The sequence below is a fragment of the Caproicibacterium amylolyticum genome (genome assembly GCF_014467055.1).
Lineage (GTDB): Bacteria > Bacillota > Clostridia > Oscillospirales > Acutalibacteraceae > Caproicibacterium > Caproicibacterium amylolyticum.
The window spans coordinates 324,506-341,229 of sequence record NZ_CP060696.1 but is presented as its reverse complement, the minus strand read 5'-3'; the positions used below and the strand labels follow the sequence as shown (position 1 = coordinate 341,229).

Below are 16,724 nucleotides of genomic sequence, written 5' to 3'. Positions count from 1 at the left end.
ACAGTTAATACACATGCACAAAAAAATTGGCTCTCCAAAAAGGAGAGTCAATTCAAAAAAGATTTGTCGCTTTCAGTAAAATCCTAAACCAATCGTAAACAGCCGCGATTATTCGATTTCGTGCAGTTCCGTCAACTTTAGCAGCACCGCGCCGTGCGGTGCAATCTTTGCGCTAACCGTACTCTCCACTGCGCCAAGATCTTTTCTCTGCCACAGGTCACGCACCTGCGCGGCGAAAAGGGACACTTCCGCAAGCGGGCAGGAAATCTCCGCTTCTTCTTCGCCAAGGTTGAACAGCGAAAGGTAGCGGCTGCCATCCTCATCCAAACTTGTCCACACAGCGTGTGCATCATCCCGCGCAAGCTGGCAAGCATCACTGGAATGCCCCAGCAGGTGCAGAACCTCCGCGTTTGTCAGCAGAGAAAGCGTCCAGCTGTCACACTCCGGCAGGTTTCCCCCCATTATTAGCGGTGAACGGAAAATGCTCCACAGAGTCATCATAGTTACCTGCTCTGGGCGGGTAAAGTTCGTTTCTCTTGCTGCATGGAATCCCGCACCAATATGCCCCAGCGGCAGCATATCGCAGTCTGGCCAGCATCCGAAAGAAACGTGCTTCTGCCAAACTTCGCAGCGCTCAAACATTGCCTTGAGCAGCTCCCACTTGTCCCAAAAATCATCTGTAATACGCCACATATTGGCGTTTTTCTCCATGTGCCATGCTTTTTCAATCACAGCTGGTCCCGGGGAAAGGCTGAGCACCATCCCGCGGCCGCTGTTGTCAATTGCACGGCGAATCATTTCAATTTCTTTTTCCGCAGAATAGGGATTGTGCGGGTACATATTGGTGTTGCAGATATCGTCCACTTTTACAAAGTCAACACCCCAGGAGGCATACAGCTGAAAAATGGAATCGTAGTACGCCTGTGCTTCCGGCTTCTGCGGGTCAAGCCCGTACATGTCACCATTCCAGCGGCTGATGGAATCCGGCAGCGCCACTTGGTCGGCAGTTACATCTGTTCCCAGCACCGGCAGGTGCTCATGCACCGCCTGACGTGGGATACCGCGCATGATATGAATACCGAACTTTAAACCCATTGCATGAATCTTTTTCGCAATGGGTGCAAAGCCCTTCCCGCCTGCCGCAGAAGGAAAGCGGTTTTCAGCGGGCATCTGGCGGCCATACTGGTCAAGTGTCAAGCGGGCAAAGTTGCGATACTCCCGTTCACCGGTTCCTGCCAGCGGCTCCGACCACTGGATATCACAGACGATATATTCCCAGCCGTATTTCTTCAAATGGGCGGCCATGTAAGCGGCATTTTCCAGCAGCTGTTCCTCAGTAACGGTTGCGGCAAAGCAGTCCCAACTGTTCCAGCCCATTGGCGGCGTCAATGCCACCCTGTCTTTTTTTCGCAGCATCCTTTTCCTCCTATTCAACATTGCCAAAGTCAGTGCAATTTTTCCTTTGCTTAATGATTTACTGGATGTTATTGTAGCGCCTGCACAAACGCTTTGCAAGCAGTTTCATGAATTTTCGTACATTAAATTTTTGAATGCTGAAGCGGTTATATTTAAGTAAAATACAAATTAATTGTTTCTGTTATATGGAAGTTTTGCTTTACAAACATAAACCCGACTGATAAAATGAAAGCGTTCTGACAAGCAATACTTTTTATGGAAAGCAGGAAGCATAATCAATGATTACAACCATTGAAAATAAAAATCTCAGCGTTAAAATCGACTCTCTTGGTGCACAGCTAAACAGCATTTCTCTAAACGGACGTGAGTATCTCTGGCAGGGCGACCCAAAGTGGTGGCCACGGCGCGCGCCGGTGCTGTTCCCCATTGTTGGCAGCCTGCGGGGCGGCCAGGCAGAATCCGCCGCCGGTACCTGCCGCATGGGACGGCATGGACTTGCACGCAATTTGGAACACAAAATTTTGCGGCAGACCGCAGAAGCAGTCACATACGAACTGACCTCCACTGCGGACACACTGGAGCAGTATCCATACGATTTCCGCCTGTGCATGTCCTACCGCATCACTGCCCCCGGTACACTGGAAAACCGCTTTGCCGTAACCAACACCGGCAAGCATCCCATGCCCTTTGTGGTTGGCGGGCACCCCGCTTTTCAGGTTCCTGCCGGGCAGGCTGAAGGAGAAGCCTTTGAGGACTATGAACTGCGCTTTACGAAGAAAATGACCTGTACTTCCCCTGTGCTTGTTGGGAAAGATGGTCTGCTGGACTTTACGAACCAGATTCCTGTACTGCACAATGCATCCATTCTCCCGCTTTCTCACCGGCTGTTTGACCACGATGCGCTTGTGTTTGAGCAAGTACCGAATAACACGATCACACTGATTGGCCGTAAAAGTGAGCACGGTGTGCGGGTGGACTTCCCCGGCTTTGATTATCTCGGCATCTGGTCAGCGGCTGGTGACGCGCCCTTTGTTGCACTGGAACCATGGACGGGCTGCAGCACCGCAACTGACGAGGATAACTGCTTTGAGCACAAGCGCGGCATGCGTTCGCTCGCGCCGGGCGAAACCGCAGAGTATGCGTTCTCTATTTCCGTATTTTAAGGGAGTACAAAATGATTTACACAATTACCTGTAACCCCTCACTGGATTATGTGATGAATCTTCCCCAACTGGAAACAGGCCGCGTAAACCGCACGGTTTCCACACAGCTTTACCCTGGTGGGAAAGGTATCAATGTTTCCATTGTACTGCAAAACTTAGGGCTTGCCAGCACCGCGCTCGGCTTTGCGGGCGGCTTCACCGGAAAAGAACTGACCCATCGGCTAAAACAACTTGGCTGCCGCGCGGACTTTATCAACATTCCCGGCGAAACACGCATTAATGTAAAACTGCAAACTAGTGAAATGACAGACGTAAATGCCGCCGGCCCCGCCATTCCGCAGGAAGCGGTTACGCAGCTTTTCGCCAAACTGAACACCCTGCAAAGCGGTGATACGCTGGTACTGGCCGGCGCAATTCCCAAAAGCCTGCCCTCAGATTATTATGAACAAATTTTAACCTACATCTCCAAAAAAGATGTCCGTGTGGTGGTAGATGCCACGCGGGAATTACTGACAGATACTCTGCCCTGCCATCCATTTTTGATGAAACCGAACGAGCAGGAACTGGGCGAAATCTTCGGCAAAGAACTGCACACTGCTGCTGACGTAACCGCCTGTGCACAGGAACTGCAAAAGCGCGGCGCACAGAATGTTCTGGTTTCCATTGGCGCGCACGGCGCACTTTTTGCCGCGGCAGACGGAATGGTTCTGAGCAGTGCACCGCCCAAAGGCACTGCCGTCAATGCGGTCGGTGCCGGTGACAGCATGGTCGCCGGATTCCTTTACGGTCTGGAACAAAGCGGCAGCTACACCAAAGCGTTCCGCTGGGGACTTGCCGCAGGCAGTGCCACCGCTTATCAGCCGTGGCTGACAAAAAAGGCAGAAGTGGAAGCGCTGTTGAATGGATTCTCTTTTTCGCCTGTTACAGAGTTTTAAAAAAGACGGAACCCCTGTTACAAGGGATTCCGTCCTTTTTCATTCAACGCTTACTATCTCCGTACATTACTTTCCAATATGCACATTCATTGAAAACAAGATGCGCAGGGCACAGCTTTCCTTTCTCATTCCGCTTCTTTGTCACCGTAAATAACGTGCAACTTAATATCTTGATTGTAGTTGCCAAAGCCATGACCAAACAGCGTCAGGCCACCCGCGTGGCAGGAATCCGACGGAGCGGAAATGCGAAAGCGGAAGTCGCTTTTTTCATTCAGCCCAAGGCTCTGAATTGTCACCGGAGAAACCATTGCACCGTCAATAAAGGTACCGTGGCGGTTTACAGAAAGCAGTTTTAACAAGCCGTACTGATTCCAGTTGGAAAACCACCATTCCGGCGTATACAGACCCCGCACCTCGCCAAAGTCACCGGGGCTTGTCCAGCAGCCCAGCAGCGTATTATTCAGGTAAAAGTAGATGTCACTCGGCCAATTTTCCGCTATGCCGGGTGCTTCAGAGGAAAGTTCCATGGAAATCTGCAGTTCCACCGGGCACTGCCCCTCCTGCAGATAGTTGGGCAGACGGTATTCCACAAAACCGGAACTGAACCAGAGGATACTTGCACTAACGCGCAGCGGGTCATCAAAGTAACGCGGGTCGTCCACAATGCCAATGAGTGAGGAGGTATTTGCAATGCCGCAGGTAGGGTGTGCCTCATAATCCGTATACTGTCCAATCGGCATTTCCGCAAAGTAGATGTTATCTGAATCAAACCGTTCACCCAGTGAAATTGCGAAGCGATCCTCCTTGAGGAAGCAGGCTTTGCGGGCATCCCGTTGGCCACTGACTGGCTTAATTTCCACCAAATTCGCTTCTGTCAGGATTTTCATATTCTGCGTAATCGCCGCGCGGCTGACACCCATAGTGTCCGCCAAATCAATCAGGCTGACACCCTTGTTTTTATAAATATACTGGAGCATATCCACGCGCAGTTCGGAACTGAGCGCCTTGCAGAAGGTCACCGTCTCCTCTTTCGTCAAGTATTCCCGCATTGCTGTTCTCTCCTCTGCCTTTTAATAAGAAACTTAATTATAACATAGTTCCTTAAAAAACTCCATAGAAATACCCACCAAAAAATGGTGGGTATCTTTTACCGGTGCCTATGCAAGCATTATTCGTGTGAAAGGAAAGACCCTGAGATCCCCTTTGCAGCGCGCTGCCACACCTGCAGTCTTGTGAACGCGGCTGGCGAAAACTTTAGTGAAAGGCATACGCACATGAAAAACAGACTTTTTTACGACTTGCTCTCTGTTGTTGTTTTGCCCCACCAGGCCGTACCGTCACTGCTCAGGCCGGTAAAGCAAACTGCTGCTTTGCTGTTTTCCAAATCCCAGCAGGTTTCTGCCTTGGCGTGCAGGGTACTGCCGTCCGGCAGCTTGAGTGTCAGCAGGTTCTGGTTTTCGTCGTAACTCCAACTGCCGTTTTTTCCACCCAGTTCCAGCTTGCCGGTGCCGTCACTTCCAAGGGCGCTCAGCTGCGCTTTTAAGCTAGTTTCCTGGCTGTTATCGAAGCTGGTAAATGAAATACACTCCCAGCTGCCTGCAAGGGTAGAAGTGGAAATTTTCTGTTCTTTCTCCCCAGCAAAACGTTCCGGACTGAGCACCGGCCAACCGTCTACAAAGTACATCTTGCGCACCATCATGTAGTGCATATTGTAGGAAGTTTTACCTTCCGATTCCGTTTTGTAGCACTCCGCACCATCACGAATATGATGAATAAAATAAAAATCATTGCCATCCTGATACGGTGCACCGTGACCGGGGCCGCGGAAACCGCCCCATGCCCAGTCGTCATTGGTGTACTGCTGCTTGCCGCCCGGCTTAGTTGCCGTAAAGCAGTAGCTGGAAGCAAGCTTGGTACCGGTGGTCAGTCCTTTTGTGTTTTCTGTCATGTTATGTCCGGCGTAATCGACATAAGGGCCAGTCACGGTTTTGCTGCGGCCAACGCGAATGTCGTAGTTATCGCCCAGCCAGCCATAGGACAGGAACAGATAATAGTATCCGGTATCCTTGTTGTACAGGATTGAGGAACCCTCCGGGCCGTCAATGGCACTGCCGCCTTTGTTGGCAACACAGGTGCCGAAATAGTCGGCAGATTTCCGGTCAGTATTGACCGGCATTCCATCTGCTTTCAGTTCTTTCACAAAAATGCCGCCAAAGAACGAACCGTAAACCATGTAGGTTTTGCCCTCAGGGGTATTCACAATTTCCGGATCAATCGCATTCGGACCGGTGGGTGCGCCGTCCTCCACCCAACTGCTTACCGCAACGCCTGTGTTTTCAAAGGGGCCTTCCGGAGAAGCCGAGGTCGCCATCCAAATGCGTGACTCACTGCTGCCAAACGCTTTTGTCGCTGCGTAGTAAAGCCGGTACTGACCGTCCACACACCGCACGCACGGCGCCCAGAATGTACCGACTGGCTCTGCATTAGCGCCGTTGTCCTGCGCCTGCAGAATTGCTTTTTCCGAAAGTGCCACGCCGACAAATTCCCAGTTTACCAAATCTTTTGAACGGCGAATCTGAATGCCCTTGCCCGGTTTGGTGTTGTCCACGGAATTGTCGGTTGAGTAGGCATAATAATAACCGCTTTTTGCGTCTTTAATCATGCACGGGTCATGTCCGCCGACCTGTGCGTTCTGGCTGTATTTGGTGGTACCAAAAGCAAAATCTGCTTCTTTTGGCATCTGCAAACCCTCCATACCCGCATGATTGGCACTGCTGCCGCAGCCGGACGAAACCGCCAGCACTGCTGCGCCAAGTACCGCACACACTATTTTTCGGAACAATCGATTCATTTCACTCCTCCGCCAAACAATGCGATTTACAGGCTGAAACGAAGCACATGGTAGGACTGCGGCTGCAGAATCACACTGCAGGTGTCAAACTCGCCCTGCTCTAACGGCAAATCCTTCGGCGTAACCGCATCCGGCTGTGCAAAGGTGTTTGTCGCGGAAAGCGAACCCGCCATGCAGATGTGTTCCTGCATCTTCACCTTGCCAAAGGAACGCAGGTCAAGGTCAAGCTGCATTTCTTCGGCACCGATATTCAGCGCAAACACCGTAACGGCATTTGTTTTTTCGTCGTAAACCACGCTCTGCTGCAGCAGCGGTGTGTCGCCGTAGCGGCTTTCTGCGGTCGGTGTACTGACAACCGGCTTCAGAACGGTGCCACGGCCAAACTTGGACATGTACTCGAAAGGATAGTAAATGCTCTGTTTGATGACGCGTCCGCCCTTTTCGGTAAAGATTGGTGCAATCACGTTGACCAACTGTGCAAGGCAGGCAATCTTTACGCGGTCGGCGTGGTTGAGCAAGGTCATGCTCATGCCCGCAAACACCAATGCGTCCAGCAGGGTGTAATGGTCTTCCAGAATCTCCGGTGCTTCCTGCCACGGATGTGGCTGCTGATGCTGCTGGTACCAAACGTTCCACTCGTCAAAGGAGAAGCAGATGTCCTTGGTGCCGCGCTTGAGCGCTTTTACATAGTTTGCCGTGCCCTCAAGCGTGTGGATGAAGCGGTCCATATCCACAAAGGAAGCGAGGAAATCAAAGTCATTTCCTTCGTTTTCATAGTAGCGGTGCAGAGAAAGGTAGTCCACATAGTCGTAAGTGTACTCCATCACTTTGCGGTCCCATTCCGGGTATGTTTTCTGAAGTGTGCTGGCACTGCCGCAGGCGACCATCTGAATGCTGTCATCAATCCAGCGCATAATTTTGGCTGCTTCCACAGCCTTTTTGCCGTAATCGTCCGCATCCAAGTGACAAATCTGCCACTCGCCGTCCATCTCGTTGCCAATGCACCAAAGCTTGATGTTCAGCGGGTCTTTGTGGCCGTTCTTGGCGCGCAAGTCGCTCCAGTAGGTTCCGCCTGCAAAGTTGCAGTATTCCACCAGCTGACCGGCATCTTTCGGTGTACCGGTACCCATGTTGACAGCACCCATAATCTGCGTGCCAGCTTTTTTGCTCCAGTCGTAAAATTCATCAATGCCGAACTGGTTGCTTTCAATCGTGTGCCATGCAAGGTCAAGGCGGCGCGGGCGGTCCTCTTTGGGGCCAATACCGTCTTTCCAGTCATAGCCGGAAAGGAAGTTGCCGCCCGGATAGCGGATGTGGGAAACGCCAAGCTGCTGGATAAGTTTCATAACATCCATACGGTAGCCGTTTTCATCCGCCTGCGGGTGGCCCGGCTCATAAATACCCGTATAGATTGCACGGCCAAGGTGCTCCAAAAAGGAACTGAACAGACGCTCATCCACCTCGGCAATGCGAAAGTCTTTTTCAATGTGAAGTTTCGCTTGTTTCATGATTTAAAGGATCCTTTCTCTGCAAAAAATCAGCTCTTCATACCGGTGATTGCAACAGACTCAATGATGTAGCGCTGGAAGAAGAAGAACAGCAGCAGCGTTGGAATCATTGCAATTACGGAAGCGGCCATAATCAATGCGTAGTCGCTCTGGACCGCATAGTAAGAGTTAAATGAACGGATAACCACCTGCAGGGTCCACTTGTCTTCGTCCTGCAAGAAGATTGTCGGCGCAAGGTAGTCGTTCCAAATGCCCATGAACCACAGAATCAGCTGTGTGGCAATCGCGCCCTTCATCAGCGGCAGGTACATCTGCCAGTAGGTGCGGAAGTAACCGCATCCGTCAATTTTCGCGGCTTCAATCAGGCTGTCCGGCACGCCGCCGGCATTCTGCTGCAGGAAGAAAATCATGCTGATGTTGCCAAGGCAGCCCGGAACAATCAGCGGCAGCAGGGTGTTTGTCCAGCCTGCATTTGTAAACATAACGTACTGCGGAATCATGACCGCCGCAAACGGCAGCATGATGGCGGACAGCAGCACAAAGAAAATCACTTTCTGCCCGCGGAAATGCATTTTGGAAAATGCAAAAGCAGCCAGCGTGGAGCTGAAGCCGCCGAACAGCAGTACGGGAACCGCAACACTGAAGCTGTTGACAACGCCGCTGATGAAGTTGCCTTTCTGCAGCACCTCACCGTACTTGCCAAACACCCACGGGTCCGGAACAACTGAGAAGTTTGCGGAAAGAATCTGGTTCTTCGTCATGAAGGACATCAGTACCATGTAGACCAGCGGAAAGACCATTACGATGGCACCAATCCACAAAAGTACGGTAATCACAATATTAATCGTGCGGGATTTGCGTGAATTCGCTCCCACCGGCATGGAAGCAGCACTTGCTTTAGCCATTGTCTGTCCCCTCCTTATTCATCCATTGTGTTGACCCAGCGGTTCTGCAGCTTGAAGTTCACCAGGGTCAGCAGCAAAATGATAATTGCAAGTATCCACGCAACTGCGGAGCTGTAACCCATTGCGCCGGATTCAAATGCTTTCTGATATTCGTAGAACACGACTGTTGCCGCACTGTAGTTTGTGCCGCCGTCCGAAACCATGACCTGTACCTGCACAAAAACCTGCATGCCGCCAATCAGGCTGGTAATCAGAATGTAGAATGTAACCGGGCTGACCAATGCCAGTGTAATGTGGCGGAACTTCTGCCATGCATTGGCACCGTCAATTTCCGCTGCTTCATAGTACACACGCGGAATGTTCTGCAGACCGGCAAGGTACAGCACAATGCTGTTGCCCAAGCCGCCCCATGTCATGAAGATGATCATGGCAACCTTGACCCAGGTTTCATCGCTCAGCCAAGCAGGGCCCTGCACATGGAACAAAATCCGCAGGATGCTGTTGATCGGGCCGTAATCGTAGTTGTAAACCCATGCCCACAAAATGGACACTGCCACCAGGGAAGAAATAACCGGAATGTAGTACATGGTACGCAGTACACGCACACCAGCAATTTTACGGTTCATTCCCATGGCCAGGATCAGCCCCAAGATCATGCCGATTGGAATACCAATCAGATAAATCACGGTGTTTCCAAGTGACTTCCAGAATTTTTCATCCTGGAACAGATCCACGTAGTTCTGAAAACCGTTGTAGGTCATGTCGTTCATGCCGGTCCAGTCGGTTGCACTGGCCACGGCAGAGAAGATCAGCGGATATAGTGTGAAAATCAGGAAGCCTGCGCAGGGCAGCAGAATGAACAAATATGCGGTGCGTTCTTCCTTTAAAGCCACCTTGCTGAGTTTTCTTTTTGGGGCTTTTGGCTGCGCTGCGGCAGCCTTTGCAGCAGTAGACATAGGGCTCTCCTCGCTTTCTGGCATTAAAGTGTTTGATGTAGAAAAAAGAACCGCCGCAAGCGTGCACGGCGGCTCTTTCATTCAAAGGGAGTAAAGATTATGAAAAGAGTGTTGCAGTCAAAGTTTACTTGGAACTGGTCTTTTTGTTCTTATTCTGCAGAGCGATTGCTTTGTTCAAATCCTGCTGCATCTTCGGCTGGATTTCCTTAATATACTGGGTAACTGTCTTTTTGCCGGACTTTACGTCGGTCAGACCGGTTGTAAAGGTGTTGAACCAGTCGGCATTGTAAGTGTAGGTGGTTTCTGTAAAAATGCCGTTGTAGTTGTTTTCACTGCCGATATAGTTGAACATAACGTCGATGTTGGACGGATACTTTACAGTACCGGCAGAAACAGCCTTCTTGAAGTCGCCCTTTGCGTAGGACATGATGTTCGGCAACTGGATGGATTCTTGGCCGGTTGCACCGGAAACTTCCTTCTGGCCGTCCAAGTTGGTGGAAAGGTAGGAAATCAGGTCAAGTGCAACGTCCGGGTTCTGGCATGTCTTGGAAACCGCGTAACCAACTGTACCGAGCCATGTGGTGGTCTTGCCGCTGTCACCCACAGGCCAGCCGCACAAATCCCACTTGAACGGCAGAGTCTTTTTATCCATGAATGCGCCAACATCCCATGTGCCGCAACCGTAGAAACCAACCTGCCCTGCCAGCCAGCGCTGATACGGGCCAACTGCGGAGTCTTCCTTCACGGTAGGTGTAACTTTATACTTGGTGGTCAGGTCACAATAAAACTGCAGCGCATCTGTAAATGCTTTCTGACCGTCGATTTCGACCTTGGAGTAATCGCTGTTCAGGTAATGGCCGTTGTTGCCGTAAATGAACGGATTCAGCATGAACGCATCTGCGAAGCTCGCACCCCACTGATCTGTTTTGCCGTCGCCGTTGTTGTCCTTGGTCAGCTTCTTGCACACGTCGAGGAATTCTGAGTAAGTATAAGGCTTGTTCGGATCCGGATAAGCAACGCCGGCCTTGTCGAACATATCCTTATTGTATGCATAAGCAAAAGTGGACAGATCCTTCGGCAGCGCGTACAGCTTGCCGGAGCCGGTCTTTGTGCCGTCGTAACGGTAAGCCTTGATAATGGTTGGCCACAAATCGCCGGTCTTAATGCTGGAGTTCTTTGCAATCATGTCATCCAGCGGCATTACGTAGCCATTGTCAACATAGCTGCGTACGGAATCCGGGCCAACATAGAAGATATCCGGCAACTTTTTGGAAGTCATGGCTGCGGTCATCTTTGTATTGTACTCGTCCTGTGTGGTGACCTGGAAGTTGATGTTGCCAACTTTGTCCGCATGGTCTTTTTTGTACTGCTCAATAAGCTTTTTGTACACGGCCTTTTCGTGGTCCTGCATGTAGACAAGAATGTTGATGTTGGCTTTGCCATCGGCGGTTTTAGCGCCGCTTGAGCTGTTGCCGCAGCCAGCCATGCTGCTGGCCACCAGCGTCGCTGCAAGCATTGTGCTTACGATGCGTGTGAGCTTCTTCATTTGATATTCCTCCCAAATGTTTTTTCAGAGACGTTCCAAACGTTCTCCGGAATATAATTAAGTATTTGTTTAATTATATTCATTTTGCTTTCATGAGTAAATATTAACACAGGCTTCCCCGCATTGTCAATATATTTTTGCGCAAAACAGCAAAATAATTTGTTCATCAGATTCTAATTCTTGAAAATACGGCTTTTCCCGGTACTCTGTTTTTACTTGAGATTGATTCTAGTTAATGAAATGATTATAATTAATATATTAGTTAATTTATAATACTCAGATTACATATTTTCAATTATTTTACAATTACCGATAATTGCCGCTTTCCTCATATCTTTTGCAGTTTCTTTGTTTATATTACAAAGCGTATGGAAAACAATTCGCCTTTTCACGACAAAAACAGCCTCGGTACAGGAACCATCCTGCACCGAAGCTGTTTTACATTTTAATCTGATTTATATTTCGTTTTCTTCTTCCTTCAGCTGATACTGCTCAAAAATTGCTTTCAGGTTGTCCGCCTGATGTGAAAGTTCCTCGCTGGAAGCTGCACTCTGTTCCGCTGTTGCAGAGTTTGTCTGAACGACAGCGGAAATCTGATTGATGCCCTGTGAAAGCTGGGAGGAAGCAGCTGCCTGCTGCTCTGCGGCGTCGGCAATCTGCTTAACAGTCGCAGATACTTCCCGCACGTTTTGAATAAATGCAGAAAGCGACTCTTTCGTCGCCTGTGCAATTTTAGTGCCGTTTTCGACTGCACTCTGGGTATTTTCCAGCAATTTTGTTGTGCTTTGCGAAGCCTGGGCACTCTGAACTGCCAAACTGCGCACCTCATTGGCAACAACGGCAAAGCCTCTGCCCGCCTCACCGGCGCGCGCCGCTTCGATTGCCGCATTCAGGGAAAGGATATTTGTCTGGAACGCAATGTCGGAAATCGTCTTCATAATTCTGCGGATACCGCCAGCGCTTTCGCTAATATCAACAATCGCCTGCGACAGCGCGTGCAGATCCTCATCACTGTGCTGTGCATCCTGACCGACTTTTTCTGCTGTATCACTCGCCTGCATTGCTTCAGCTGCATTTTGGTTCATTTGTTCAGTAATCTCACTAGTGGCAGCCGCCAGCTCCTCTACCGAACTCGCCTGTTCTGTTGCGCCCTGTGAAAGTGCCTGCGCACCTGCTGAAATCTGCTCTGCGCCCCCGGAAACCTCTACGGCAGCACGGTTCACATTACGGAGCATTTGATTGAGCGATTTGATAATTTCCACAATTGACTGCTGCAGCGGTGCAAAATCCCCCTTGTATGAAGCGTTAGAATCAACCGCAAAGTTGCCCTTGCTCATTTCACCAAGCAAAGTGACTTCATCCTGCACAATATTCTGCAGAGAATCGATAATATGTCCTGTTGCCTGCTGCAGGTCCTGAATCTCGTCTTTACGCTTCACAATCGGTACAGGTGCAATCAGGTCGCCATCTGCAAGCTTATCCAAACGCTGTGCACACGCCTTAATGGGGTCGGCAATCTGCTTTGCACTGCGTACTGCCAGTAAAACACCAATAATAATAAACAGAACGCACAGTGCCGCATCCAGTACTACCGCACGGTAAACGCTGCCCATAAAGTCAGATTCATTCACATAAAGGCCCACACTCCAGCCGGTATTTCCCGGTACGGGTGCGTAAGACACAATCTGCCGCACACCTTGATAAGAAGTTTGGGTTTGGTAACCCGTTTCTCCTGCGGTCATCTTTTTCTCAAATTCGGCCTGCCCCTTCGCACTGGGGTCTGTCTTTGCCAGTTCCTGCTCATTCACTTTACCGACACGGTCCGGGTTCGTATCCGCAATGATCGTGCCTGCCTTGTTCAGCAGATAGGTACCGCCGCTCTTGGCGATACTGATAGAAGAGGTCAGTGTACTTAAAAAGTCACTTTGCGGCCGAATTGCCACCACACCGGAAACGCTTTCCTGCATGCCTGATGACATATATCCCATAGTGGCCGCTGAACTGCCCGAATAGATTGGCACCGCGATTACAGCAGTAAACACCTTCTGGCCGTCCAGTTCCTCAAAATTGGGACTGGAAATATAAAAACTTTGTCCGGCTTTGCAGGACTTAAAGTAATCCTTGTCCGAAACATCCGTTCCGTCCAGTGTTTTGCCGTCCAATGATATGTAATCCGCCGAAATCAGTTCATTTTTCTGCGCAATACTGGCAAGTTCATTCTTACACCGCACCACGTTTGAAACTTTGCCGGAAGAAAGATCTGACAATGAGCCAATCATCCTTGCAACACCTATGTAGCGCTGCATTTCGGAATTGACATGCTTGCCAACCACCTTTGCCGTCTCCACCATGCTCTCCTGCAAAACATTTACAGAGGACTGATAGGTAGTTACACAGCCAACACCTGCCAAAACAGCACTGCAAAGCACCACAATGCTGAGAATGCTGAGTGTCAGTTCTTTTTTCAAACTTTTTCTTCCGGTTTTACCTACTCGCTTCACCGGATTCGTTTTTTTAACTTTCTTTATTCTTTTCGCTTTCTCTGCCTTAGCCAATTTCAAAATTTCCCCCTTAGCTCCAAGCGGTTAGTAATTGCAATTTATTGCTAAAAACTCGCAACATATATTACTATACGCTTTTCTTTTCCTGGGTGCAAGTTAAATGGAAGAAATTTGGGCATTTTCTTTATTTTCGTCTATTTCTACAAATTCTAATGTTATTCGGCAAAGGCAGGGTACCCTACGAACTGACTTGTGAGTCCTTTTTTATTTTTCTACCCGCCAATGCGGGGGCGTATCCGGACAAGTGTTTGCATCTTTGACCGCCCGCATTTCTACAAAACAGCCACACAGTCGGCACATGCCATTTTGCAGATTCTGACACCTGCGGCATGCGTCCAGTCTGCTGCGATATACTGCATCCGGCGTTTTTACATTCTGCGGTACTGCGTCCAGATACTCACGAACAGTTACATAAAGTTTCTTTTCCGTTGTCATATCCTCCAGCAGACATCTCCTGCAAGGCGGACGATCCAAATTATTCATTCTGCGGGGCCTGCCTTTCCTGCCCACGGGCAGTTCTTCTGGGGGAATCATACTACAAAACCTCTGGTTGTGCAAGACAAAACAAAAGCAGGGTCTTTCCCTGTTTGAGAGAAAAGCCCTGCCCTGTGAAAAGGAGAGTATATCCGACAGCTGCCGTGTGGTCAGCTTTGCCAGTCGACTGTTACGGTTGCAGCACCACTGGAAGGAGTAACGGTTGTATGGTTGTTCCCGCTTTCCCATGTAACGTTGCCGCTGCTGTCTTTTTTAATAAACTTGTAATTGATAGTAGTGCCCGCAGGTACATTGACGTCACAGAACCAAGTCGGGTAGCTGGCAATGCTTGCCGTGTTGTTAAACAACGGCCCAATCGCCTTAGAAGCGTCCCAGTTGCCCAGTTCCTCAACGCTGCCGACCAGATAGACATTTGTGCCATAGCTGGTAGTTGCGTTGTTCACCTTAAAGCGGACCGGAACCTGTGTGCCGGTCATGACCTCATAGCCGGCGTAGGAGTTGCTCTTTGCACCGGAAGCTGCAGTGACCTGAATGCCGTACTTGCCGGGAGTTACGGAAGGAACGGTTGCAGTAATCATGCTGTCATTCCAGGTTTTCACCTGTGCCTGCGCAGTGCCGAATGTTACGCTGCCTGCCGTGCTGCCAAAGCCGCGGCCGCTAATCGTAACTGTGTTGCCCGCAATGCCGATCATCGGGTCAACGTTGCCAATCTGCGGAGCAGATGCCTGTGCTTTCTTATACTGCCAAACAGCAGAAGCGCCTGCACCAAGCGTAAAGTTTGAAACTGCACCGGAACTGGAAACAGAAATGCTGTTTCCACCGAGCAGACCACCCATCACGTCGCTGTAGCTGCCTGCCGGCAGGTCGGTGAACAGACCGGAAATGTTGCAGCCATAACCCTCATTGCGGTTTACTGCTGTAACCACGACATTGCCGTCAAACTCGCGCTCGTAAACGTACACATCATTGCTCATCCAACGCTGTTTAGAAGTGCCGTAAGCCAGTGCTGGATTGCTCTTGCGCAGCGGTGCCAACTTGCCGATGACTTTGTAAGCAGTTGAATTTGTATTAAAGGAAGGCATATCGCCGCGGTTGTCTGGGTCACTGCTGCCGGTTGCATACTGTTCAGAGCCATAGTACACAGTCGGTACACCGCTGGAAGTCAGCAGAACCACGTAGGCGTTCTCAACATCTCTGCGGTTGTTGCTGGAAAGCGTCATAAAGCGGCTCATGTCGTGATTATCAATGAAAGTAACCTGATCATTCACTTCGCGATAATCCGAACCGGTTGCTGTGACAACGCTGTCCAAATCTTTCATGGTGCTGCTGTCGCTGCCCAGTGCATTACGCACCGCGTTGGCGAAGCGGAAGTCCAGCAGGCTCATGCCGCTGTTGTTCGCAAAGCTGTCCATCTGCGCATCGGAAGATGTACCGCCGTTGAACCATTCACCAAATACAAACACCGGTTTATTGGTGTAAATACTGCTCAGCCAGTTTTTCTGCCAGCCAGCCGGCATGTGCTTTACTGCATCTACGCGCAGTCCGTCAACACCCATGTTCAGCCACTTATTCACAGCGTCTTTCATATAGGTATCTACCGTACCATTCATTTGGTTAAGATCTGCCAGACCGTATAAGCTGTGATAAGTGCAGTTTTCGAGAGTGCTGAAATCCGTCCAGCTCTCGTGGTTAAAGATATTCTGCGTATCGGTTTTGAAACCGCTGATCAGCTGACCATCACGGTACAGCCGGCCGTCCTCCGGAAACACTGTGCTGCCAAGTTCAGCTGTAGAAGTATGATTTGGCGCAAAGTCGATTACGATTTTGATGCCTTTGGAATGTGCGGTGTTGATCATGGTTTGAAAATCACTGATAGAACCGAAATAAGGATTTGTGCGGAAAAAGTCCTTCGCCCAGTAGCCGTGGTAAGAAGCGCAGTTGTTGGAAGGGTCAAGCGTTTCTATATTTTCTACTGGTGAGGAGATCCACAGTGCTGTAACACCCATATTACTGAAATAGTTGTTGTTCAGCTCCTGTGTAATGCCAGCCCAATCGCCTCCGTGATACTTTTTCAGGTTGTTCTTGTCAAAAATCGCGCCTGTGGGGTTGTTGCTGGAATCACCGTCCAAAAAACGGTCTGTTACGATTTGGTAAATGACATCTGTAGAAAAACCCGCACTGTTGGAAACGCTGGTGTCTGCCACACCAGCCGGAACAGAATTCGACGCGGCAAACGCCGGTACACCCGCACCGGCAAATGAACCAGCCGATGCAACAAATACGGCAAGAACAGCCGCTAGAAAACGTGAGTATTTTTTGTCAGGCCGAACATTTTTATGATACATAAAATAACTCCTCCTGTTATTTTCTGCTGACCGCTTGATACAG

Annotated in this window: 12 protein-coding genes; 2 read left to right on the top strand and 10 right to left on the bottom strand. The window is 49.9% G+C overall.

The features are described 5' to 3' along the window. Positions 1–108: 108 nt before the first annotated feature. Complete coding sequence (locus tag H6X83_RS01565; RefSeq protein WP_212507444.1) at positions 109–1,416, bottom strand: glycoside hydrolase family 27 protein; 1,308 nt, start codon at positions 1,414–1,416, stop codon at positions 109–111. Between the two features lie 278 nt (positions 1,417–1,694). On the opposite strand from H6X83_RS01565, the gene H6X83_RS01560 reads away from it, so the two are divergent. Then, positions 1,695–2,579 carry an aldose 1-epimerase family protein gene (locus H6X83_RS01560; RefSeq protein WP_212507443.1) on the top strand — a complete coding sequence of 295 codons (885 nt, stop codon included), beginning with the start codon at positions 1,695–1,697 and terminating at the stop codon, positions 2,577–2,579. 11 nt (positions 2,580–2,590) lie between these two features. Next, positions 2,591–3,514: a 1-phosphofructokinase gene (pfkB, locus tag H6X83_RS01555; RefSeq protein WP_212507442.1), complete on the top strand. Its 924-nt coding sequence runs from the start codon at positions 2,591–2,593 to the stop codon at positions 3,512–3,514. A gap of 125 nt (positions 3,515–3,639) precedes the next feature. Here the strand turns inward: pfkB and H6X83_RS01550 are convergent, their stop codons facing one another. From H6X83_RS01550 to H6X83_RS01510, 9 genes are all read right to left on the bottom strand, one after another. Next, entirely contained in the window at positions 3,640–4,563 is a 924-nt protein-coding gene (locus H6X83_RS01550; protein WP_212507441.1) for an ArsR/SmtB family transcription factor, read from the bottom strand. A gap of 242 nt (positions 4,564–4,805) precedes the next feature. Beyond that, positions 4,806–6,365, bottom strand: a complete 1,560-nt coding sequence (locus tag H6X83_RS01545; protein ID WP_212507440.1) for an arabinan endo-1,5-alpha-L-arabinosidase — start codon at positions 6,363–6,365, stop codon at positions 4,806–4,808. Between the two features lie 26 nt (positions 6,366–6,391). Next, positions 6,392–7,873 (bottom strand): arabinosylfuranosidase ArfA, encoded by a 1,482-nt coding sequence (gene arfA / locus H6X83_RS01540; RefSeq protein WP_212507439.1) that lies wholly within the window; start codon positions 7,871–7,873, stop codon positions 6,392–6,394. Positions 7,874–7,902: 29 nt separating this feature from the next. Beyond that, positions 7,903–8,778: a carbohydrate ABC transporter permease gene (locus H6X83_RS01535; RefSeq protein WP_246419415.1), complete on the bottom strand. Its 876-nt coding sequence runs from the start codon at positions 8,776–8,778 to the stop codon at positions 7,903–7,905. A gap of 14 nt (positions 8,779–8,792) precedes the next feature. Then, positions 8,793–9,734: a carbohydrate ABC transporter permease gene (locus H6X83_RS01530; protein ID WP_212507438.1), complete on the bottom strand. Its 942-nt coding sequence runs from the start codon at positions 9,732–9,734 to the stop codon at positions 8,793–8,795. Positions 9,735–9,858: 124 nt separating this feature from the next. Further along, entirely contained in the window at positions 9,859–11,280 is a 1,422-nt protein-coding gene (locus H6X83_RS01525) for an ABC transporter substrate-binding protein (protein WP_212507437.1), read from the bottom strand. Positions 11,281–11,735: 455 nt separating this feature from the next. Beyond that, a complete protein-coding gene (locus tag H6X83_RS01520; RefSeq protein ID WP_212507436.1) occupies positions 11,736–13,748 on the bottom strand; it encodes a methyl-accepting chemotaxis protein in 2,013 nt (670 codons plus the stop codon). A gap of 297 nt (positions 13,749–14,045) precedes the next feature. After that, on the bottom strand, positions 14,046–14,324 hold the full coding sequence (locus H6X83_RS01515; RefSeq protein WP_212507435.1) for a DUF6171 family protein: 279 nt from the start codon (positions 14,322–14,324) through the stop codon (positions 14,046–14,048). 161 nt (positions 14,325–14,485) lie between these two features. After that, positions 14,486–16,681 (bottom strand): alpha-amylase family glycosyl hydrolase, encoded by a 2,196-nt coding sequence (locus tag H6X83_RS01510; protein WP_212507434.1) that lies wholly within the window; start codon positions 16,679–16,681, stop codon positions 14,486–14,488. Positions 16,682–16,724: the final 43 nt, after the last annotated feature.